This window comes from Bradyrhizobium sp. DOA9, from assembly GCF_000617845.2.
Lineage (GTDB): Bacteria > Pseudomonadota > Alphaproteobacteria > Rhizobiales > Xanthobacteraceae > Bradyrhizobium.
In genome coordinates this window covers 1,203,940-1,225,356 of sequence record NZ_DF820425.1, presented here as the reverse complement: position 1 = coordinate 1,225,356, position 21,417 = coordinate 1,203,940, and the positions used below count along the sequence as shown (strand labels likewise).

The window sequence follows — 21,417 nt, the reverse complement described above, 5'->3', positions numbered from 1 at the left end:
GGGCATGAGACATCCCTTCACCCATGCTGCGTCAGCGAATCGCTCTGGCTGGCGCGGCAGATCGCGCGGATTTCGCTCAAGGCGACGCGTAAAGGCTAGAAGGCGGGGATGGTCGATCTCTTCAGCATGTTCCGTCGGCGCCCCGCCAAGCGCGGCCGGCCAGGATTTGCGCGTCAGGACATTACTGCGCTCGGTGACAGCGTCGGCGGCCTCGTGCCCAGTCCTGTCAGGGATGCGCCGCCGATTGCCCGCGATCAGCCGCGCGCGCCTGACCAGTTCCAAGGTGACTACAAGGGCGACTACGACGCCGACTATCAGGCCGAGCCGCGTCCGCAGGCCGTTCATCCGGTCCGCACGGCCGCCAGGTCCAACGGTACCGGTGGGCCGCAGCTGTTGAACCGGCCCGGCTTCCTGGCTGTGCATAGCGTGGAAAAGGCCTTCGGCAGCCGCCAGGTGGTGCGCGGCGTCAGCATCTATGTTCGCCGCGGCGAGGCGGTCGGCCTGCTCGGCCCGAACGGCGCCGGCAAGACCACCGTGTTCTACATGATCACCGGCCTGATCAAGGCCGATCGCGGCGCGATCGAGCTCGACGGCCACGACGTCACCAGGCTGCCGATGTATCAGCGCGCGAGGCTCGGCATCGGCTATCTGCCGCAGGAAGCCTCGATCTTCCGCGGTCTCACCGTCGAGCAGAATATCCGCGCCGTGCTCGAAGTGGTCGAGCCCTCGCGCAAGAAGCGCGAGCAGCAGCTCGATTCGCTGCTCGACGAGTTCAATATCACGCGGCTGCGGAAATCACCGTCGATCGCGCTGTCCGGCGGTGAGCGCCGCCGCGTCGAGATCGCGCGCGCGCTGGCGACGCGGCCGAACTACATGCTGCTCGACGAGCCCTTCGCCGGCATCGACCCGATCGCGGTCGGCGACATCCAGGATCTCGTCCGCCATCTGACCAATCGGGGCATCGGCGTGCTGATCACCGACCACAATGTCCGCGAGACGCTCGGCCTCACCGACCGTGCCTATATCGTCTATGCCGGGGAAATCTTGACGGAGGGAACTCCGGATGAGATCGTCGCCGATCCGGACGTGCGCCGCCTTTACCTTGGCGAGGAATTCCGCCTCTAGCCCGTTTTTGCGTTTCGTCAAGACGTGTACATCGGGCTCGGACTAGGATAAGCAAAAATCGGACCAAATTTTTGGGAACGGTTCTTGCTTCATGGCGCTTACGCAGAGATTAGAGTTCCGGCAGTCGCAGTCGCTGGTCATGACGCCGCAGCTGATGCAGGCGATCAAGCTGCTGCAATTGTCCAACCTCGATCTCACCACCTTCGTGGAAGAGGAGCTCGAGCGAAACCCCCTGCTGGAACGGGCCAGTGACGAAGTCCCCGCGGGAGAAGCCCCGGCCGAGGCCGGCAGTTACGGCGATTCCGAGGGTGGCCAGGGCGAGGCTCAGGGCGAGGACGGCTTCGGCGGCAGCGCGGAAAGCTTCGAGCCGGGCCAGGAAGAATGGATGAGCAAGGATCTCGGCACCCGCGCCGAGATCGAGCAGACCCTGGACACCGGCCTCGACAACGTCTTCTCCGAGGAGCCGGCCGAGGCGGCCGCACGCAACGCCCAGGATGCCGCGCCGACCACCTATACCGAATGGGGCGGCGGCGCCTCCGGTGACGAAGACTACAATCTCGAAGCTTTTGTCGCGGCCGAGACAACGTTGTCGGACCATCTCGCCGAGCAGCTCTCGGTCGCCTTCACCGCGCCCGCGCAGCGCATGATCGGCCAGTACCTGATCGACCTCGTCGACGAGGCCGGCTATCTGCCGCCCGATCTCGGCCAGGCCGCCGAGCGTCTCGGCACGTCGCAGGCCGAGGTCGAAAACGTCCTTGCCGTGCTGCAGAAATTCGACCCGCCCGGCGTCTGCGCGCGCTCTCTGAGCGAATGCCTGGCGATCCAGCTGCGCGAGCTCGACCGCTACGACCCCGCGATGCAGGCGCTGGTCGAGCATCTCGATCTGCTCGCCAAGCGCGACATCGCCTCTCTGCGCAAGATCTGCGGCGTCGACGACGAGGACATCGCCGACATGATCGGCGAGATCCGCCGCCTCAATCCCAAGCCGGGCATGAAGTTCGGCTCGGCGCGCCTGCAGACCATGGTGCCCGACGTCTATGTCCGCCCGGGCCCCGACGGCGGCTGGCATGTCGAGCTCAACAGCGACACCTTGCCGCGCGTGCTGGTCAACCAGACCTATTATTCCGAGCTGTCGAAGAAGATCGGCAAGGACGGCGACAAGTCCTATTTCACCGACGCGCTGCAGAACGCGACCTGGCTCGTGCGCGCGCTCGACCAGCGCGCCCGCACCATCCTGAAAGTGGCGACCGAGATCGTGCGCCAGCAGGACGGGTTCTTCACCCATGGCGTCGCGCATTTGCGCCCGCTCAATCTGAAGGCCGTCGCCGACGCCATCCAGATGCACGAATCCACGGTGTCGCGCGTCACCGCCAACAAATACATGGCGACCAACCGCGGCACGTTCGAGCTGAAATATTTCTTCACGGCCTCGATCGCCTCGGCGGACGGCGGCGAAGCGCATTCGGCGGAAGCGGTGCGTCACCACATCAAGCAGCTGATCGATTCGGAGGAGCCCTCCGCGATCCTGTCGGACGACACCATCGTGGAACGCTTGCGCGCCTCGGGCATTGATATTGCCCGCCGCACGGTCGCGAAATACCGCGAAGCCATGCGCATACCTTCCTCGGTGCAACGCCGCCGCGACAAGCAGAGTGCCCTTGGTAACGTCCTCTCTACCGCGTTGTCCGATCGCTCCCGCAATCCCGAACCGGCCTGATTGCGCTGGCGCCAAATCGCGCTACTCTCGATGCCCCATCGAGACCGATCCAAGCTGGGCACCAACCAAGCGAGGCATCACATGACTCTCAGAATCTCGGGAAAGAGCATCAGCGTCGGCGAGGCCCTGCGCGGCCGCGTCGCCGACCGCACAGACGAGGTGCTGCGCAAATATTTCGACGGCAATTATTCCGGCCACATCACGCTCAGCAAGGACGGCTTCGGCTTTCGCACCGATTGCGCGCTGCATCTGGATTCGGGAATCACGCTGGAGGCCGATTCGAACGCACCGGATGCCTATGCCAGTGCCGACCAGGCGCTGGTGATGATCGAGAAGCGGCTGCGTCGCTACAAGAACCGGCTCAAGGACCGCTCCGCGCGCAAGGCCCATGCCGCCTCCGAGGCGATGGCTGCGCTCGACGCCACCAGCTACGTGCTGGAAGCGCCCGGAGAGGGCGAGGAGGAAGTCACCGGCTACAGCCCCGTCATCATCGCCGAGCAAACCACGTCGTTGAAGCGGCTCTCGGTTAGCGAAGCCGTCATGGAACTCGACCTCAGCGGGGCACCCTGCCTGGTATTCCAGCATGGCTCGTCCGGCCGGGTGAACATCATATACCGCAGGGCGGACGGCAATGTGGGCTGGATCGACCCGCCGGAAGCCAAGGTGGACGGCCAGGCCGGCGGCTAGGCCCCTGGGGCCGGCACCGTACCATCCCGGTCCTTAACAATGACGGGGGCAAAGCTGCACGCGGGAGTTGGCACCGGGATTGCGTTGGAGTAGAAGCCCCCCACATCTGGACTTGGCAGGGCTTGGGCTAAGTCCCCCTCCTGCTTCATGTTATTGACGCCGGCCGGGCTTGGTCTATCAAGCTGCCAAATCGGAACCTGACGGTTTAATTCACCTCGGAAAGCCTCCATGCCGATTACCGATCTGGTCGCACCCGAGGCGATTCTCCCGGCATTGAAAGTCAACAGCAAGAAGCAGGCTTTGCAGGAGCTCGCGGCCAAGGCCGCCGAACTGACCGGGCAGAACGAGCGCGCGGTGTTCGAGGTGCTGCTGCAGCGAGAGAAGCTCGGCACCACCGCGGTCGGCTATGGCGTCGCCATTCCCCACGGCAAGCTGCCCAAGCTGGAGAAGATCTTCGGCCTGTTCGCACGCCTCGACCGCCCGATCGATTTCGAGGCGATGGACGGCCAGTCGGTCGATCTCGTCTTCCTGCTGCTCGCCCCCGAAGGCGCCGGCGCCGATCACCTCAAGGCGCTCGCCCGTATCGCGCGCCTCTTGCGCGACCAGGACATCGCCAAGAAGCTTCGCGCCTCGCGCGATGCGCAGGCGATCTATTCCGTGCTGGCGCTGCCGCCGGCAACGGCGGCGTAACCTTCCGTCCTTCTCACCGGTCAAGGGCCCGATCGCGTCTCGCACCTGATTGTGAGCAGCGTCGCGTCATGCCACCTTGATCTCAAAGGTAGAAGCTACGAAAATCTTCCCGCTTGAGACGCACGGCACATTGGGCGGCGCCAACATCCGCTAAGAGCGTTTGAAGCTGTGGACTGAGCGAACGTGACTGGGAATGGAATGACGCCGTTGCGCCTCGCGGCCGCGGCGGGAGAATGGCCCTGGGAATCAGGCCTGGACCAGCCGGGACCCGGCGGCAGCGCGTCGCTCGCGATGCCCGCTGAGGAAAGCTTCGCCGTGCTTCAGGCGGTCAGCTCATGACCAGCCTGCACGATTCCGAGGAGGACGCCAGCGCGATCTTGAATGCGCCCCGCGCCGGCGTGGAAAGGCTGGCCAGAAACGTCATGCGCGGCTCGATCACCGTCAACGTGATCGCGTCGATGGGTGTCTTCCACCCCGCGCTGCTTCCCGCAGAATGGAGCTTTGTGCAACAGGCCGTTGCGCTTCTGATGTGGGTCGTTCTGATCTACGCCAGTGCCTTCGTGCGTCCCTGCCTGCGCCTAGAGCCCAATCCCGATTTCATCGCGCTGGTCGCATTCTATGCTCTCGCCGCTGTTTCCGTGCTCTGGACCGGCCTCGCCACGGCGGCGATCATGAAGAGCGCGGCCCTCGTGGTGACGACTTTCGGTGCGTACTGCCTCATCACGCGGATCGACATCGACGAGATCGTCGGAGCGACGGCGCTGGGGCTCTTCATCCTGGTTGCCGCCTCGGCCCTGTGTACGGTCTTCGTGCCCGAGATCGGCGTCGATCAGAGCTGGATGCACAATGGCCAGTGGCAGGGAATCTATGAATCGAAGCAGACGCTCGGCTTCATCAGCGCCTATCTGATGTTCTTTGCCTTTTATCAGAAGATGTCGGGCCGGGGCTGGATTGTTTTCCTCCTGACCTTTCTCCTGGCATCGACATGCGTCATCGCCTCGGAATCCCGTGGTGCCGGCGCCGTCGCGATTGCCGCGGGCGCACTGCTCGTCACCTCGATGTGGTCGATCCGCTGCATGAGGATCTACGCGGTGCTGCCGGTCGTCATGTGCCTCCTGGCTGCGCTGCTGATCCTGTATTTCTACGTCACCGGGTACGATTCATTCCATCTCGGCGAATCGACCATCGACTTGACCGAGCGAACGTTCATCTGGCAGTACGCCATCGGCCATTTCGACGATGCGCCGCTGCTCGGCTTCGGCATCAACGGATTCTGGACACGCCCCGCGATTTACGACTATTTCAACCAGAACCACGGCTGGGTGCTGGACAATTACCATAGCGGCTACATCGCGGTTTTGATGGAGACGGGTTTCCTGGGATACGTGCTGTTCGTGGCGAGCGTCTATCTGTTCTCGGAAAAGGTCCTGTACCTGATCGCCACGCGGTCGATCGACCGTCGCCACTGCGCGCTCATCATCGGATTCGTCGTCCTCAGCTTTCAATCGAACTTCACGGAGACGATGTTCCTTCGCTCGACGATGTTCACCTCGGTGCTGCTCGTCGCCTTCTTCTTCGCGGTGTGCCGGCCGGTGCCGCAACAAGACCTGCAGCAATGATGGGGCAGCCAGGATGAAAGCCGTCTGCGTCCGCCGGGCTGTAACGTGCAGTCTCGCCTTCGCGCTCTCCGTGCTTGCAATCTGCTCTCCGGCTGAAGCAGCCGGACAGGCCAAATCAGCTCCCCCAAAATTGGGGCGCGGCATCAACATCCTCGGCTACGACGGCATCTGGGAGGGGGGCCGGAACGCGCCATTTCGTCTCGAAAACCTCACTGCGATCAGGCGCGCCGGGTTCTCGCACGTTCGGATCAATTTCTTCGGCTTCAAGTTCATGAACCCGGAGAATGCGCTGGACGAGATCGTCTTGAGGCGGCTCGATGCCGTCATCGAGGAGGTGCTCGCCCGAAATCTCATCCCCATCCTGGACGAGCACGACACCCATGTCTGCCAGCGCGACGTCGCCGCGTGCGCCGGGAGGCTGAAGGCATTCTGGACGCAGATCGCCGCGCGCTATGCCGGGAAATATCCGACGCTCGTGTTCGAGGTGCTCAATGAGCCGGGCGGGCAGATGACGTCCGCCGCCTGGAACGCCCTTCTGAACGAATGTCTCGGCATCATCCGCGCCACCAATCCCCGCCGGCCGGTGGTCGCTGCGGTCCTCAACGTCGACGAGATGCCCGTCGAGGACCTGGTCCTGCCGTCGGACGACCGCAACCTCATCGTGACGTTCCACTATTACGCGCCGTTCCGCTTCACCCATCAGGGCGCACCGTGGTCGCCGACGTTATCGCAGATCGGCCCGCTCGATTGGGGCTCGCCGGAGGACGAGCAGAAGGCGCGCGCCGATTTCGAGAAGGTCAGGTCCTGGTCCGAACGGGAAAATCGCCCGATCTATCTCGGCGAGTTCGGCGTGTACGAGGCCGCTCCAGCTGAGGCACGAACGCGATATCTGTCGTTCGTGGCGCGAAGCGCGGAGCGGCTCGGCTGGGCCTGGGCCTATTGGCAGTTCGATCATGATTTCGCAGCCTTCGACAGCGCGCGGCAAAGCTGGAAGCCGGAGATCCTGCGGGCGCTGATTCCAAACCAGCGCTGAAACGCGACATGACCTGAACTCAAACCGCGCGATGCGATCATCGCTCCGCCTTACGCGCCATCTTCCAGTTTAAGACGCCGACAGGCGGCGCCTTGCGTTCACTTCTGAGCAGTACTCCATTACCAAATGTGTCGGAGTGTTGCTGCCCGAATACAGCGCACGGTGGCCGGCCGATGTACCTTGCCGGAGATTTCTATCGCTGATTGCTTCGGGGGTGACGAATGAAACGACTGCTGCTGGCGACGTCGGCTCTGATTGTCGCAGGCTCTGCTCAAGGTGCCGATCTGGGAGCGCGTCCCTACACGAAAGCGCCGGTTGCGGCGGTCGTGCCTTTCAGTTGGACCGGCTGTTACATCGGCGGCCATGTCGGCGGCGGTGCAAGCAGGACGGGTTTCACGGATACCGGAATCGGCACAGCGGCGCTGATCGTGCCCGCAATGACCATAGGCAATGTGCCTGGTGATCGCATTGGGGTGAACGGAGACGTCGGAGTTGTAGGGGGCGTTCAGGTCGGTTGCGACTACCAATTCGCCAGTAATTGGGTGCTCGGGATTGCCGGCGATTTCACGGCCACCGATCTTCACGGCATGGCCAACGATCCCTTCTTCCCCGGATTTACCGGCGCGCCCGCCACTCTATCGAGCCGCACCGATTGGGTCGCCAGCGTCACGGGTCGGATCGGCTATGCATGGGATCGCTTCCTCGTTTATGGCAAGGGCGGCGTCGGATTTGCGCATGACCGCTACAGTCTTGATAATTTCACGTTGATGGGCGGCTTCCTTTGTCCTGGCGCGGGATTCTTCGTTTTTGTTCCCTGTAATTCAAGCGCCAGCACCGATCGCGTGGGCTGGGTGGCAGGTGCTGGTGTCGAATGGGCCTTCGCTCCCAACTGGTCGGCCTTGATCGAGTACACTCACTACGGCTTCGACAGCAAGCGCGTGGGGTTCGCCCATCCAGTCGCCCCCAGCTCCTCGTTGATCGACATTCGTCAGGACATCGACATCGTGAAGGTGGGCATCAACTATCGGTTCGGTGGATCAGCCGTCATCGCGAAGTACTGAATGATCGCGTAAGCAGACAAAGGGAGCGGCCGGGCTCAGCTTGATGGTGCGCAGGAAATAGCGCCCGGCCGGAAACCACAATTGCTGCTTCGCGAGACGTCCCACTTTCGGCGGCATGCCGCATCCAAGCCGTTTCGAGTCGGACGATCAATTTGGATGGCTCAACGTACAAGTCTCGCGCGGCGACGCCTTCTTGGGCGCCGCTCGTGCGCTTCAGCAGACCGTCGGCAGCAGGCGCCGGACTTCGTCCAGCAATTCCGGAACCGCCCTCTTGTCACCGGCGAGGTGCTTGAGCAGCGCACTCTGGAATAGCCCGTCGAACAGCGCATAGAGCGCGCCTGGCGACGACGCCGGCCGCTTGCCGCCGAGCTCGGCATAGCGGGAGGCAATGCGCCAGATCATCGCTTCCAGGCTCTTGTCGATCTCGAGCACATCCTTGCGAAACGCCGCCTCGAACATCGCCTGCGCGCGCAAATCGTACCAGAGCCGGTGCATGCGGGCTTCGTTCTGCAGCGTTGCTGCGAGCTTGGCGAGGAAGCCCTCCGTCAATTCGTCGCGGCTCGTCGCTGTCGCGACGACCTCGTCATAGCGCGTCACGCACTTCGCCTTGTAGTGGCGAACGCAGCAGCAGATCAGGTCGAGCTTGTCGCTGAAATAATAGTGGAACACGCCGTGCGTGAACGCCGAGTTCTGCGCGATCTCGCGCAGGCTGGTCCGGGCGAAGCCGAGCTCTCCAAGCGTTTCGAGCGCGGCCTCGGCAAGCTCGATGCGCCGCGCGTTGAACTTGTCGTCCCGGACGATCTCCGCCACGGCCGCCCGCTTCGCCGCTCCTGTCGCTTGCCGCGCCATCGTCGCGCTGTCTCCCGTGTCTAGGTCGCCGCGATCACATCGGCCATCATCGTCTACAGACCATCCTCTTTGACAACTGTCAAATTTTCACCTTGACAACCGTCAAGTTCCGGGAGGAGTGTGCGCGCCAAGAATTTGGACAGTCGTCAAGACGTCCGCAAACGGAGGAGATGACCACCGGCGCCGCGCCGCCGGAATGGACTCGCATGCCGTTGCGCAAACCCCGCCGGCACCGTGCCGCCAATCGCGGCACGCATCGATCATCAGCGAACAGATCATTCCAAAAGATCAGTCCAAGCAAAGGGAGGACGTGCGATGAGTGAGAAGAGTCTCGATGGCCGCAAAGCCCTGGTCACCGGCGGAGCCCGCGGGATCGGAGCCGCTATTGCAGAGGCACTGGCGCGCTCCGGTGCGGCGGTCATGATCGGCGACATCCTCGACGACGTCGGCAAGGACAGCGCCGGCCAGATCGCCAGGCTCGGTGTGAAGACCGGCTTCGTGCATCTGGATGTCGCCGACGATGCGCAGTGGGAGAAAGCGACTGCTGCGACGGTTGCCACCCTCGGCGGCTACGACATCCTCGTCAACAATGCGGGCATCGAGATCACCTCGCTGATCTCGGAGGTCAAGGCCGAAGATGCGCGGCGGATGTGCGACGTCAACATCGTCGGCACCGTGCTCGGCATGAAGCACGCCTTCCGCGCGATGCGGCCGGGCGGAGCGGCGGGCAAAGGCGGCGCGGTCGTCAACATCGCTTCCGTCGCGGCGACGATCGCCTTCCCGAGCATCGCGGTCTATTCCGGCACGAAATCCGCGGTCGATCGCATGACGCGGGTCGCCGCGATGGAGGCCGGCAAGCTCGGCTATGGCGTGCGCGTCAACTGCATCTATCCCGGCTTGATCCCGACCGACATGGGCCTGCAGCTGGCGGGCGACATCGTGAAGATCGGTCTCGCGCCCGACGTCAACGCCGCGGTCGGCTCGGTGGTGGAGCAGACGCCTCTCGGCAAGCTCGCGGAGGTCGGCGACATCGCCAATGCCGCGGTGTTCCTGTGCTCGAACGAGGCCCGCTTCATCACCGGCATCGGACTGCCGGTCGATGGCGGCATGGGAATGTGAGCTGCAAGCCCGACAACGAACATTTCGGAGGAACGACAATGAGCGCGAAGAAGCCCGTCATCGTCTATGGCGCGTCCGGCTACACCGGTCGCCTGGTCTGCGAATATTTACGCGAGTACAACATCCCCTTCATCGCCGCCGGCCGCAGCGCGGAGAAGCTCAACGCCGCAATGAAGGCGAACGTGGCCGGCATCGAGACCGCCGACTACGAGGTGGTGGAGGTGCCGCACACCGTGAGCGCACTGACGGAGCTGTTCAACGGCGCCTCGGTGGTGCTCAACACCGTGGGCCCGTTCGCCAGGTTCGGTGCCGAGGTGGTGCAGGCGTGCTGGGCGTCCCGATGCCACTACACCGACACCACCGGCGAGCAGGACTGGCTGATCACGCTGGAGCAGGAATGGGGCACGAAGTTCGCCAATGCCGGCCTGCTGCTCGCCCCTGGCATCGCCCAGATGTACACCACCGGCGAGATTGCCGCGCAGCTGTGCCTGGAAACGCCCGGCCTCGACACGCTTGATATCGCCGTGTTCTGGGGCGGCAGCCCGACCATCGCCTCGACGCAGACCATCCTGGTCAATGCCGCGATGGCAAAGGCCTACTATCTCGAACAGAACAAGTATGTCGAGCACCAGGTGGATGCCGGTCTCTATAACCTCGCCATCCCCGGCCAGCATGAGCTCGCGCTGGCGCTGCCCTGGGGCGGCACCTCGCACCCGGTGTGGTTCAAGCGCGATCCGCGTGTGGCCAACGTGAAGGTGCTGGGCGGCGTGTTCAACCGCGCGCTGATGCTGGGCGTGCCGCAGATCGTCGCCGCCGCGCTCGACGCGACCAAGGACATGAACCCCGACGACCGCTATGCCGCGCTGGCGCAGACTGCCGCAGGCGTGATGAACACGATGCCGCCGCGCGAAAACCCGCGCGTCAACAAGTCGCTGGATTCGGTGCATGCCTCCGGCCCATTGGGGCGCGCGCACTGCGTCATCAACGGCAACAGCAATTACAAGCAGACCGGCATGCTGCAGGCCTATGCCGCGGCGCACCTGCTGCAGCAGCCGCCGAAGCGCGTGGGCTTCGCCTCCGGCTGCCAGGCCTTCGGCCACCACGAGCTGCTGGGGCAATTGCGCAGCTTCGGGCTGGTCAGCAAACCGATCCTGACCGTGCACGACTAGGAGGCGCGGCGGCGATCGTCCTTCACCTCTCCCCATCGGGGAGAGGTCGATTTGCGCAGCAAATCGGGTGAGGGGGCTCTGCTCCAACGAGGGTCCGTAACCCCTCACCCGGCGCTGCGCGCCGACCTCTCCCAAGGGAGAGGTGGACCTTCGCCGCGGCCTCGACCAAGGCGCGCTTGCGGGCGGGGCAATTGCACACGACTTGTGGCAGCGGCCCGGTGCGCACGCCCCGAAGGATGGCCACAGGCGATATTGCTCCCATAATGCGATAGCCCCCTTGCAGGGGCCGTATGCCCGCAAGATCGATGCCCGCGCGCGACCGGTTAATTCGCAAGCTGCTCCAGCACGTCGCGCACCAGCCCTTGCAGGAGGTCGAGCTTGTAGGCCGTCATCGGCAATGGCTTGGCACCCGAGCTCGCTGCTTTCGCTGCTTCCGCGATCGACGCCGCATTGGCCATCTTGCCGCTGAGCTGGACTTCCACGGCGGTGAGGCGAAGCGGCACGGGCGCGACGCCGCCGGCAGCGAGACGCACGAAGTGAAACTTGCCGCCGGCGATCACGACGCGGGCGCAGAGCTCCACCAGCGGCCATTCCGCATGGGTCCGGCTGATCGCCCGCTTGTAGGAGGCGCGCTCGCCTTGAAGCGGAGCAGGCAGCGCAATGCTCTTGATCATCTCGCCTGCTGCGAGTGCATGATCGGCGTGCGAGATCGAGCCGTCGCCGAGCAGATCAGCGATCGAGAGTCCGCTGCGCCGGTCCGTGGCGACGATCGCATCATAGGCGAGCAGAGCCGCCGCCATGGTCGAGGGATGCGGCGCGACGCACGGGCCGAGATCGAAGGCAACGCCATAGAGATGATTGCCAGACCGGGCAGGGCAGGTGCTGCCGCCTTTCTTCAGGCAATCGATGTCGGCCCGGCGGAAATACCAGCAGCGTGAACGCTGCGCGAGATTGCCGCCGAGCGTTGCAACCTGGCGCACCTGTGGCGTAGCGAGCCCTTGCGCGCTCGCCGCAAGCCCGGGATAGGCAGCGGCGATGCGCGCGTCGGTCGCGATCGTGGCGATGGTAGCAAGCGCGCCGATCCGGGCTGCTCCGTCGGCGTCCCAGCTGATCGTCTTGTCGCCGGTGGCCGAGATATCGATCAGCATTCCCTGCGACACGCCGCTGCGGCGGCGTTCGCTGACGTCGGTGCCGCCGGCGCGGAATTCAGGCGCGGGCGTTGCCGTGGGCTTGGCGGTCACGACGGCGACACTCATGCTGCATCCCTCCCTTTCAACGCGGCCACCAGACGATCGGGCCGGAACGGAATTTCGGTCAGTCTCACGCCGATCGCATCGCGGATGGCGTTGGCGATGGCGGGCGAGGTCGGCACGGTCGCGACTTCGCCGATGCCGACGCTGCCGCCCGGCACATGCTCGAAACCGGCCTCGTCGAAATGCACCTCCAGTTTCGGCATGTCGGCCATCCCCGGAATGCGGTAATCCTCCATGCTGCCGCTCAGGATGTGGCCGCTCGAAGGATCGGCTTCCCGCGTTTCATAGAGCGCGTAACCGATGCCCTGGATCACTGCGCCCGCGGCCTGGCTTCGCGCCAGCATCGGCGCGGCGAGCTTGCCGATCGAAAGGCCCGTATAGGCGTTGAGCACGCGCACATGGCCGAGCCAGGTATCGACCTCGACTTCCATCACCTGCACCGAGCTCGGCACGCCGGCGCCGACCACCATGTGGTTCATCAGACGCAGCACCCAACCGAACACCCGGCCCATGATGCCGGCCTCGTGCAGCGCGGGCCTGACGCCTGATGGCGGCTTGCCGTCCTCCTGGCGCTTGGCCGACACGGCGATATCAGGGGAAGCCGCGATCATCTCGCGCCACGGCGCGTTCGAGCCCGGAGCAGGCGTGCGAAACGCGGTGCGCTTGATCTCCGCTTTCAGCTTGTCGATGGCGAGCAAGGTCGGCGGCACCACCGAGGCGGTGACGCGGCTGCCGCCGGAGCCCGGCCCTCGCGGGAGGTTGGAGCGGCCGATGCGAACCTCCACATCCTGCGGCTCGAGATCGAACGCCTTGGCGACGGTATTGGCGATCACGCTGCGCGTGCCCGTGCCGATATCCTGCACCGCGCAGCTTGCGACGATGCGGCCGCCCTTGACCGCGAGCTCGACCGAGGAGCCGGTCTGCCAGAGATAGAGCCAGTAGCCGGTGGCGACGCCGACGCCGCGCCGGTAGCGGCCGGTCTGCGCGGCGGCCGGCTTGCGGCTCTTCCAGACGTCGAGGCCGGCAGCCCAGTCGTACAGTCGCTGGCGGTTGGGATCGGGATCCCACAGCTTGCGCAGGGCAATCGGATCGACCTTCATGCGCAGCGCCGCTTCGTCCACCGCCTGCTCCAGCGCAAACGACATCGGCGGACCGCCGGGGCCGCGGAACGGCGCGCCGGGCGGCAAATTGCTGAGCACGTCGAAGTCGACGAGCTCCTTGGCTTCGGCCGGATAGATCAGCCGCGCCAGGCCCGCGATCAGCGAGTTCACGGCGGCGCCGGTATCGGCATGGGCGGTCAGCGACAGCGCCTTGAGGCGGCCTTCCGCCGAAGGCAGCAGCGACAGCTTCAGCTCGGCGGCCGGACGATAGCCGGTGACGGAAAGCTCTTCTTCACGATCGAAGGCGACGCGCACCGGCGCCTTCGCGGTGCGCGCAAGCTCGATCGCGGCGATGGTCTCCAGCCCGACGCTGCCCTTGGAGCCGAACCCGCCGCCGACGTGATCGGCGATCACGCGTACCTTGTCGTGCGGAAGGCCAAAACGCTTGGCGATCTTCTCCATGCTCTCGTGAATGGCCTGGGTCGAGATGTGCACAATGAGCTGATCGCCATCGAACCTGGCCACGGCGGCATGTGGTTCGAGGCTTGCGTGCTGTTGCGTCGAGACACGGAAGGTCTCCTCGACCAGCAGCGGATTGCGTTGCGCCCGCGCCTCGTCGAGCCAGCTTCTGGCCTGCTTGGCTTTCTGCGAGAACGGCGCCGAAGGTCCGCGCACATTGCCCTTCCACGACACCGGAGCGCCGCCGGCGCCTTCGGACACGTTGCCGGCACGCTTGCGGTCCTTCTTTTCGAACACGATTGGCGCATCGTCGCGCCGCGCTGCATCGAGCCCGATCACCGCGGGCAAAGGTTCGGTTTTGAAGCTGATCGCGGCGATGGCCTGCAGGGCGGTGCGGCGGTCCGTGGCCGCGACGGCTGCAATCGGCGCGCCGACGAAGCGGACGATGTTGTCATCGTCGAGCAGCGGAACGACCGCGGCAACACCGGCCATGGCGCGCGCCGGCGCCAAATCAAGCCCGGAGATCTTCGCATGCGCGACGTGCGAACGCAGGATGACGCCTTCGAGCTGGCCGTCATGGTGGATGTCGACGGTGTAGCGGGCGAGGCCCGTCACCTTGTCGCGGGCTTCCAGCCGCGGCGCGATGGGCTCATTGCCGTCGAAGCGGCCTGAACAAGCCTCCGCCACCGCGCGAAAAATGCCTTCATAGGCGCCGCAGCGGCAGAGATGTCCCGAGAGCGCGGCGGCGATCTCCTCGCGCGAGGGTGTCGCGGCGCCCCTGGTCGCGCGCCAGCCGTCATGGAAGGCGGCGGCTTCGACGACAAAGCCGGGCGTGCAGAAGCCGCATTGCAGGGCGTCGTGCGCCATGAACGCCTTCTGCACCGGATGCAATCCGGCAGCTCCTATGCCTTCGATGGTCGTCAGCGATTTGCCCGCGGCGGCCTGCGCCGGCAACAGGCAGCTTACGACCGGCGTGCCGTCGAGCAGCACGGTGCAGGCGCCGCAGATGCCGGAGCCGCAGACGAGCTTGGTGCCGGTGAGGCCGCCATCGCGGATCACGTCGACCAGGAGCGCATCCGGATCGTCGGGCAGCACCAGAGGCCGTCCATTGATGGTCGTGCTGGTCATTTTCGAGCTCCCGTTTTGCCGTGGGACTTCCTTGCGGACGGCGCCATCGCGCCGGCGATCAGCATGCGCAGCATGGTCTCGAGCTGTTTCAGGAACGCCTCGACCGGCTGCATGGAAGGGAACGCGGATTTGGCGCCGTGGATCGCCATCTCGACGCAGCGCGCGAGCTCGCGTACGCTGACGCCGCTTTCGAGCTTGAGCTTTCGCTTGCGGCACACCCGCGCGATCGTGGTTGCGATCTCGTCGGCGAAACGGTTGGAATAGCTCTGGTAGAGGTCGCGCGCCTGAGCGAAGTGCTCGGAAAACAGCTCCTCGGTATGGGGCGAGTCCTTGAGCGAAGCGAGCAGCGACTGCATGCGCGCACCGATCTCGGCGACCAGGATGTCGGCAAGCCCGTGGCCCGCTTCTTCCGCCGCCTTCGCGGCCGCGATTTCTGCCGCGAGCCCCTGCTGGTAGATCCGCTCGAGCACGGCGCGAAACAGCGCCTCCTTGGAGGCGAAGTGATGATAGAGCGCCTGCCGCGTCAGTCCGGCCTCCTCCGCCGCAAGCTCGATCGAGGAGCGGCGGAAGCCGTGGCGCCGGAACACGCGCAACGCGGCGTCGAGGATCCGGTCCTGGGGCGGGGCCTTGGCCTGCATTTTGTCAGATTTGACAAAGACGGATGAACTGTCAAATCACAGATTGATGACGGTCGCGCGCGCGCACTAGACGAGGCCGCCCCCGCACGCGCAGGGGAATCTCATGTGGAGTTCACGAGGACCGTGGGCTTGCTCCGCCTCTCCCGCTTGCGGGAGAGGCCGACGCGCCCCGGGCGATGCGAAGCATCGTCCCGCGCGCGGCGGGTGAGGGTTCTTTCCTCTCGGGGATTGCCCCTTTGCGGAGACACCCTCTCCCCAACCCTCTCCCGCAAGCAAGCGGGAGAGGGAGCCCACCGCCGATGCCGCCGCATCGTGCCCGCCATCCATATGCAATGTCCCTGCCGCACGCAGGGCCCTCGCCGACATCCCGTTGGCTGGCGATGGCGACGCGAAGACATCACGTCTCAGAAGACATCACGTCTCAAATGAAAACGGGCATGCCCTCCTGCGAAGGCATGCCCGTTTGAAACCGTATTCGTGCGACGCGCGCGCTTTAGTGCACGCTCACCGCTTGCAGCTCGTTGCTCCAGGCGTTGGCGACCGCGGCTTCGCGGCTGTCGGTCAGCATGATCGGCGTGCCGTCGGCGGCATGGAGCGCGAAAAGCTTGAGGCCCGGCGCGATCTTGGGCGCTTCGGGGAACAGGCCCGGCACGTCCTCGGAACGGATCTGCTTCACATAGGCGATATGGCCTTCGCCCAGGGTTGCCAGCGTCTCCGGAGAGACGTTCTTGGCTTCGTATTCGAACGCAACGTGACCTTCACTCATGGTCTCGACTCCTCTGGAACACTAAGCGGTCGAGTCCGCTACTCGTTCCATTATTCGTGCTCATTGATAGCGATTGTCTTAACGATCCGCTCTGGTTCTGGCCGGGCCAGATCGATCGACAACAGCCCGTTCTTCAGATCCGCGCCCAGCACCAGCATCCCCTCCGCCAGCACGAAGGTGCGCTGGAAGTGGCGCGCGGCGATGCCGCGATGGATGTATTGCCGGGATTTGTCGTCCTGCTGCCGCCCGCGGATCACGAGCTGGTTTTCCTCAATGGTTACATCGAGTTGGTCGCGCGTGAATCCGGCGACCGCCAGTGTGATGCGCAAACGCTCGGGCTGGCCGTCCGTGCGGTCGCACCTCTCGATATTGTAGGGAGGATAACCGTCGGCGCCTTTGACGACGCGGTCGAGCACGCGCTCGATCTCGTCGAAGCCCAGCAGGAAGGGACTGGAGAGCGTTGGAACACGAGACATAGTTTACAAAGTCCTCTCGAAGCGACTTTGGTGCATCAGGGCCCGCGAGCGGCACCCCTTGATCAGCAATATGGGCATGTTCCCCTGTGGGTTCAAGGACGTAGCCCGGGGGCTGTGGACGGGGCATGTCCGTCGTCGCCCGAAATGCCTCCGGTTCGACATGGCTGGCACGACGCGCTTGCGAGGCGATTTATCCCAACAAAAACAGTCCCCCTTCTACTGTGCATGGGGTTGTTTTCGCATTTCGTTGTTTGGTTCTTCGGAGCCCCTCAGGCCTCGAGCCGCTTCCGGCCGTCGTCGCTGAACAGATGCAGCTTGGCCCGCGCCGCCGCGACACGGATTTTTGCGCCGATGGCGGGCGCTTGGGTTCCCGGGATGCGGACGATGACCTCGCCAGGCGGCAGCTCGCCGGGCGTGGCGGCGACGCGCTGGTCCTCCTGCTCGCGGGAGCCGTAGACGAAGGTTTCGGCGCCGACGCGCTCGATGGCTTCGACGGTGAGCGGCAGCGCGACGCCGCCGGCCGGGACGTCGTCGGTGATGACGAAATCCTCCGGGCGGATGCCGAGGATGCCGGCATCGGCAGCATTGCTGCCGGCGAGCTGCGAGCGGATCTCCTCGGGCCGCGTCGACATCAAATTCATCGGCGGGGCGCCGATGAAGGAGGCGACGAAGGTCGTGGCCGGCTTCTCGTAGATATCAAGGGGATTGCCGACCTGCTCGACCTGCCCGCCGTTCATCACCACGAGGATGTCGGCGAGCGTCATCGCCTCCAGCTGGTCGTGGGTGACGTAGATCGACGTCGTGTTGAGCCGGCGCTGCAATTTGCGGATCTCGACCCGCATCGCGATGCGCAGCTTGGCGTCGAGATTGGAGAGCGGCTCGTCGAACAAAAAAACCTTCGGCTGGCGCACGATGGCGCGGCCCATGGCGACGCGCTGGCGCTGGCCGCCGGAGAGCTGGCGCGGCTTGCGCTCCAGCATCGATGAGAGCTCGAGCACGCGCGCGGCTTCCTCGACGCGGGTCTTGATCTCGGCCTCGGCCATGCCGCGGTTGCGCAGGCCGTAGGCCATGTTGTTGTAGACGCTCATATGCGGATAGAGCGCGTAGTTCTGGAACACCATCGCGATGTCGCGATCGGCGGGCTCGATTCCGTTGACGACGCGGCCGCCGATGTCGATCTCGCCGCCGGTGACCGTCTCCAGGCCTGCGACCATGCGCAGCAGCGTGGACTTGCCGCAGCCGGAAGGGCCGACCAGCACGCAGAACTGTCCGTCGCCGACATCGACGTCGACGCCCTTGATGGCCTCGAAGCCGCCGGGATAGGTCTTGCGGACGCTGCGCAGGGTGACGTTGGCCATAAGTCTCTACTTCTCCGTCTCGACCAGTCCGCGCACGAACAATTTCTGCATCACGACGACGACGAGCACCGGCGGCAGCATGGCCAGCACGGCGGTTGCCATCACGATCGGCCATTCGGTCAGCGCGTCGGTGGTGGTGATCATCTTGCGGATGCCGATCTGGATGGTCTGCATGTCGTCGCGCGTGGTGATCAACAGCGGCCAGAGATATTGATTCCAGCCGAGGATGAACAGGATCACGAACAGCGCGGCCATGTTGGTGCGCGACAGCGGCAGCAGCGTATCCCAGAAGAAGCGGAAGGGGCCGGCGCCGTCGATGCGCGAGGCTTCCAGCAGCTCGTCCGGCACCGTCATGAAGAACTGGCGGAACAGCAGCGTCGCGGTCGCCGAGGCGATCAGCGGCAGCGACAGCCCGGCATAGCTGTCGAGCATGTGCAGGTCGGCGACGATCTTGTAGGTCGGATAGATGCGCACCTCGACCGGGAGCATCAGGGTGACGAAGATGAGCCAGAAGATCGGCATCCGGAACGGAAAGCGGAAATACACGATCGCATAGGCCGAGATGATCGAGATCGCGATCTTGCCGACCGCGATCAGGAGCGCCATCACCAGCGAGTTCAGCATCATGTTGCCGACCGGCTCGCGGGTCGAGCCGCTCGTGCCGACGAAGATGGTCTGGTAGTAGGTCTGGAAGAAATGACCGCCGGGCAGCAGCGACATCTGCCCGTTCGCGATCACCGCGTTGTCCTGGGTGGAGGCGACGAAGGCGAGATAGACCGGGAAGGCGACGATCGCGATTCCGATCCACAGGATGATGTGCGCGACGTAGCGCCGGAAGCCCTCTTCCTCCACCATCAGTAGGTCACCTTGCGTTCGACGAAGCGGAACTGGATGCCCGTCAGCACGATCACCATGATCATCAGGATCACCGACTGCGCCGCCGAGCTGCCGAGGTTTCCGCCGAGCAGGCCGTCGGTATAGACCTTGTAGACCAGCGTCTCCGTCGACTTGCCCGGACCGCCGCGGGTCATGGTGTCGATGATGCCGAACGTGTCGAAGAAGGCGTAGACGATGTTGACGACCAGCAGGAAGAAGATGGTCGGCGACAGCAGCGGGAAGGTCACGGTCCAGAACCTGCGCATCGGGCGCGCGCCGTCGATCGCGGCGGCCTCGAGCACGCTTCTGGGGATGCTCTGCAGGCCGGCGAGGAAGAACAGGAAGTTGTAGGAGATCTGCTTCCAGGCGGCGGCGAGGATGATCAGGGTTGCGGCCTGGTCGCCGTCGAGCAGCGGATTCCAGTCGACGCCCAGCGCTCGCAGGTAGCGCGAGAGCACGCCGAGCGAGGGATGCAGCATGAAGATCCAGAGCACGCCGACGACCGGCGGGGCCACCGCATAGGGCCAGATCAGCAGCGTGCGGTAGAGCATCACACCGCGCAGCGGCTTGTCCGCCATGACGGCGAGCAGCAGCGCGAACGACAGCGACGACACCGCGATCGCGAACGAGAAGAAGAAGGTGCGCAGGATCGCCTCGAAATAGGCGCGCTCCCTGAACAGCTCGAGATAATTGTCGAACCAGACGAAACTGGTCGACAGGCCGAAGGCGTCCTGGAGCAGGAACGACTGGATCATGGCCTGCAAGGCCGGCCAGTAGAAGAAAATCAGGACGATCGAGAGCTGCGGCGCAACCAGCGCATAGGGCAATAGCTTCGATTGGAAAATGGCTTGCTTTTGCATGATGCCCCGGAAGCGGCAGGCCGGGGTGACCGGCCTGCCGCTGGTCGCCTTACTTCACGGCGGTCTTTTCGAACTGGCGCAGCATGGTGTTGCCGCGCTCGACGGCCGCGTCCAGCGCCTGCTTGGCGGTCTTCTTGCCGGCCAGTGCCTGCTCGATCTCCTCCGCCCAGACGTCACGGAGCTGCACCATGTTGCCGAGGCGCAGGCCACGCGAATTCTCGGTCGGCTCCTTGTTGGTCAGCTCGAGCAGCGGAGTCTCGAGATAGGGCTGGTCCTTGTAGAAGCCTTCGGCCTTGGCCTTCTCGTAGGCCGCCTTGGTGATCGGCAGATAGCCGGAGGCCTTGTGGATGTAGACCTGGCGATCGGTGTCCGAGAGGAAGGTCAGGAATTTTGCGACGCCCTTATAATCGTCCGCCGGCTTGCCGCCCATCACCCAGAGCGAAGCACCGCCGATGATCGAGTTCTGCGGCGCGCCCTGGGCGTCCGGATAATAGGGCATCGGCACCGCGGTGAAGGCGAACTTGGCCTGCGCCTTGACGTTGCCGAAGAACGCCGACGAGGTCAGGTAGAGCGGACATTCGCCCGACGTGAAGCGGCCTTCGCCGGTGTTGGTGCGGCCGGCATAGTCGTAGGTCTTGTCCTTCTGGAGCTCGACCAGGTTTTCGAGATGCTTGACCTGGAGCGGCCCGTTGAAGGAGAGCACGGTGTCGAAGCCGTCGAGACCGTTGGCTTTGCTGGCGAGCGGCACGTTGTGCCAGGCGGACAGCTGCTCGAGATTGACCCAGGTGACCCAGGAGTTGGAGAAGCCGCAGGTGGCGTGGCCGGCCGCCTTCAGCTTCTTGGCGGCGTCGAACACGTCGGGCCAGGTCTTCGGAATCTCGACATTGGCCTTCTTCAGCGCGTCGAGGTTGACCCACATCACCGTCGACGACGAGTTGAAGGGGAAGGACAGCATCTCGCCCTTCGAGGTCGAGTAGTAGCCGGTGATCGCGGGCAGATAGGCCTTCGGATCGAACTTCTCGCCGGTCTCGGCCATCAGCTTGTAGACCGGCTTCACCGCGCCGGTGGCGGCCATCATGGTGGCGGTGCCGACCTCGAACACCTGCATGATATGCGGCGCGTTGCCGGCGCGGAACGCGGCGATGCCGGCGTTCATCGTATCGGCGTAGTTGCCCTTGTAGGTGGGAATCACCTTGTAGTCGCTCTGCGTGGCGTTGAAGTCGTTTGCGAGCTTGACGATGACCTCGTTGTTGGCGCCGGTCATCGCGTGCCACCACTGGATTTCGGTCACGGCAAGTGCCGGCGAGGCGCCGAGACCAACCGTGAGCGCGACAGCAGCAGTCGCGCCAAAATGTCGAAGAGCCATCAAGAAAACCTCCCTTGCCCGTCACTAAGAAGCGCTTGCGCTAGCAGCGCCGTATGACGTTCACATGA

At 64.6% G+C, this 21,417-nt stretch carries 19 protein-coding genes; 9 read left to right on the top strand and 10 right to left on the bottom strand.

What is annotated here, in order from left to right; translation table 11 throughout:
- The first annotated feature begins 108 nt into the window (after positions 1-108).
- The 7 genes from lptB (at position 109) to BDOA9_RS05615 (ending at position 7,932) form a co-directional block, all read left to right on the top strand.
- The gene (gene lptB / locus BDOA9_RS05645; RefSeq protein ID WP_025032975.1) at positions 109-1,125 is read left to right on the top strand and encodes an LPS export ABC transporter ATP-binding protein; all 1,017 of its coding nucleotides are present in this window, start codon (positions 109-111) and stop codon (positions 1,123-1,125) included.
- 91 nt (positions 1,126-1,216) lie between these two features.
- Complete coding sequence (rpoN, locus tag BDOA9_RS05640; protein ID WP_025032974.1) at positions 1,217-2,842, top strand: RNA polymerase factor sigma-54; 1,626 nt, start codon at positions 1,217-1,219, stop codon at positions 2,840-2,842.
- An 81-nt stretch (positions 2,843-2,923) separates the two neighbouring features.
- Positions 2,924-3,529: a ribosome hibernation-promoting factor, HPF/YfiA family gene (gene hpf / locus BDOA9_RS05635; protein ID WP_025032973.1), complete on the top strand. Its 606-nt coding sequence runs from the start codon at positions 2,924-2,926 to the stop codon at positions 3,527-3,529.
- Positions 3,530-3,757: 228 nt separating this feature from the next.
- Positions 3,758-4,219 carry a PTS IIA-like nitrogen regulatory protein PtsN gene (ptsN, locus tag BDOA9_RS05630; protein ID WP_025032972.1) on the top strand — a complete coding sequence of 154 codons (462 nt, stop codon included), beginning with the start codon at positions 3,758-3,760 and terminating at the stop codon, positions 4,217-4,219.
- 335 nt (positions 4,220-4,554) lie between these two features.
- A complete protein-coding gene (locus tag BDOA9_RS05625) occupies positions 4,555-5,838 on the top strand; it encodes an O-antigen ligase family protein (RefSeq protein ID WP_025032971.1) in 1,284 nt (427 codons plus the stop codon).
- 13 nt (positions 5,839-5,851) lie between these two features.
- Positions 5,852-6,871 (top strand): glycoside hydrolase family 5 protein, encoded by a 1,020-nt coding sequence (locus BDOA9_RS05620; RefSeq protein ID WP_025032970.1) that lies wholly within the window; start codon positions 5,852-5,854, stop codon positions 6,869-6,871.
- A gap of 221 nt (positions 6,872-7,092) precedes the next feature.
- Complete coding sequence (locus tag BDOA9_RS05615; protein WP_025032969.1) at positions 7,093-7,932, top strand: outer membrane protein; 840 nt, start codon at positions 7,093-7,095, stop codon at positions 7,930-7,932.
- Positions 7,933-8,145: 213 nt separating this feature from the next.
- Here BDOA9_RS05615 and BDOA9_RS05610 read toward each other — a convergent pair whose 3' ends face one another.
- A complete protein-coding gene (locus tag BDOA9_RS05610; protein WP_025032968.1) occupies positions 8,146-8,781 on the bottom strand; it encodes a TetR/AcrR family transcriptional regulator in 636 nt (211 codons plus the stop codon).
- Between the two features lie 315 nt (positions 8,782-9,096).
- On the opposite strand from BDOA9_RS05610, the gene BDOA9_RS05605 reads away from it, so the two are divergent.
- Entirely contained in the window at positions 9,097-9,900 is an 804-nt protein-coding gene (locus tag BDOA9_RS05605) for an SDR family NAD(P)-dependent oxidoreductase (RefSeq protein WP_025032967.1), read from the top strand.
- Between the two features lie 38 nt (positions 9,901-9,938).
- A complete protein-coding gene (locus BDOA9_RS05600) occupies positions 9,939-11,069 on the top strand; it encodes a DUF5938 domain-containing protein (RefSeq protein WP_025032966.1) in 1,131 nt (376 codons plus the stop codon).
- Between the two features lie 323 nt (positions 11,070-11,392).
- On the opposite strand, the gene BDOA9_RS05595 is transcribed toward BDOA9_RS05600, so the two are convergent.
- From BDOA9_RS05595 to ugpB, 9 genes are all read right to left on the bottom strand, one after another.
- On the bottom strand, positions 11,393-12,325 hold the full coding sequence (locus tag BDOA9_RS05595) for an FAD binding domain-containing protein (RefSeq protein ID WP_025032965.1): 933 nt from the start codon (positions 12,323-12,325) through the stop codon (positions 11,393-11,395).
- On the bottom strand, positions 12,322-15,009 hold the full coding sequence (locus tag BDOA9_RS05590; protein WP_025032964.1) for a molybdopterin-dependent oxidoreductase: 2,688 nt from the start codon (positions 15,007-15,009) through the stop codon (positions 12,322-12,324). Before BDOA9_RS05590 ends, BDOA9_RS05595 begins: the two co-directional genes overlap by 4 nt.
- A complete protein-coding gene (locus tag BDOA9_RS05585) occupies positions 15,006-15,647 on the bottom strand; it encodes a TetR/AcrR family transcriptional regulator (protein ID WP_025032963.1) in 642 nt (213 codons plus the stop codon). Before BDOA9_RS05585 ends, BDOA9_RS05590 begins: the two co-directional genes overlap by 4 nt.
- A 493-nt stretch (positions 15,648-16,140) precedes the next feature.
- On the bottom strand, positions 16,141-16,413 hold the full coding sequence (locus BDOA9_RS05580) for a DUF1150 family protein (protein WP_011083553.1): 273 nt from the start codon (positions 16,411-16,413) through the stop codon (positions 16,141-16,143).
- A gap of 50 nt (positions 16,414-16,463) precedes the next feature.
- A complete protein-coding gene (locus BDOA9_RS05575) occupies positions 16,464-16,889 on the bottom strand; it encodes an Hsp20 family protein (protein ID WP_025032962.1) in 426 nt (141 codons plus the stop codon).
- A gap of 269 nt (positions 16,890-17,158) precedes the next feature.
- Positions 17,159-18,247 (bottom strand): sn-glycerol-3-phosphate import ATP-binding protein UgpC, encoded by a 1,089-nt coding sequence (locus tag BDOA9_RS05570; protein WP_025032961.1) that lies wholly within the window; start codon positions 18,245-18,247, stop codon positions 17,159-17,161.
- A gap of 6 nt (positions 18,248-18,253) precedes the next feature.
- Positions 18,254-19,102, bottom strand: a complete 849-nt coding sequence (gene ugpE, locus BDOA9_RS05565) for a sn-glycerol-3-phosphate ABC transporter permease UgpE (RefSeq protein WP_025032960.1) — start codon at positions 19,100-19,102, stop codon at positions 18,254-18,256.
- A complete protein-coding gene (gene ugpA / locus BDOA9_RS05560) occupies positions 19,102-19,983 on the bottom strand; it encodes a sn-glycerol-3-phosphate ABC transporter permease UgpA (RefSeq protein WP_025032959.1) in 882 nt (293 codons plus the stop codon). Before ugpA ends, ugpE begins: the two co-directional genes overlap by 1 nt.
- A gap of 49 nt (positions 19,984-20,032) precedes the next feature.
- Positions 20,033-21,349, bottom strand: a complete 1,317-nt coding sequence (gene ugpB, locus BDOA9_RS05555; RefSeq protein ID WP_025032958.1) for a sn-glycerol-3-phosphate ABC transporter substrate-binding protein UgpB — start codon at positions 21,347-21,349, stop codon at positions 20,033-20,035.
- Positions 21,350-21,417 lie beyond the last annotated feature (68 nt).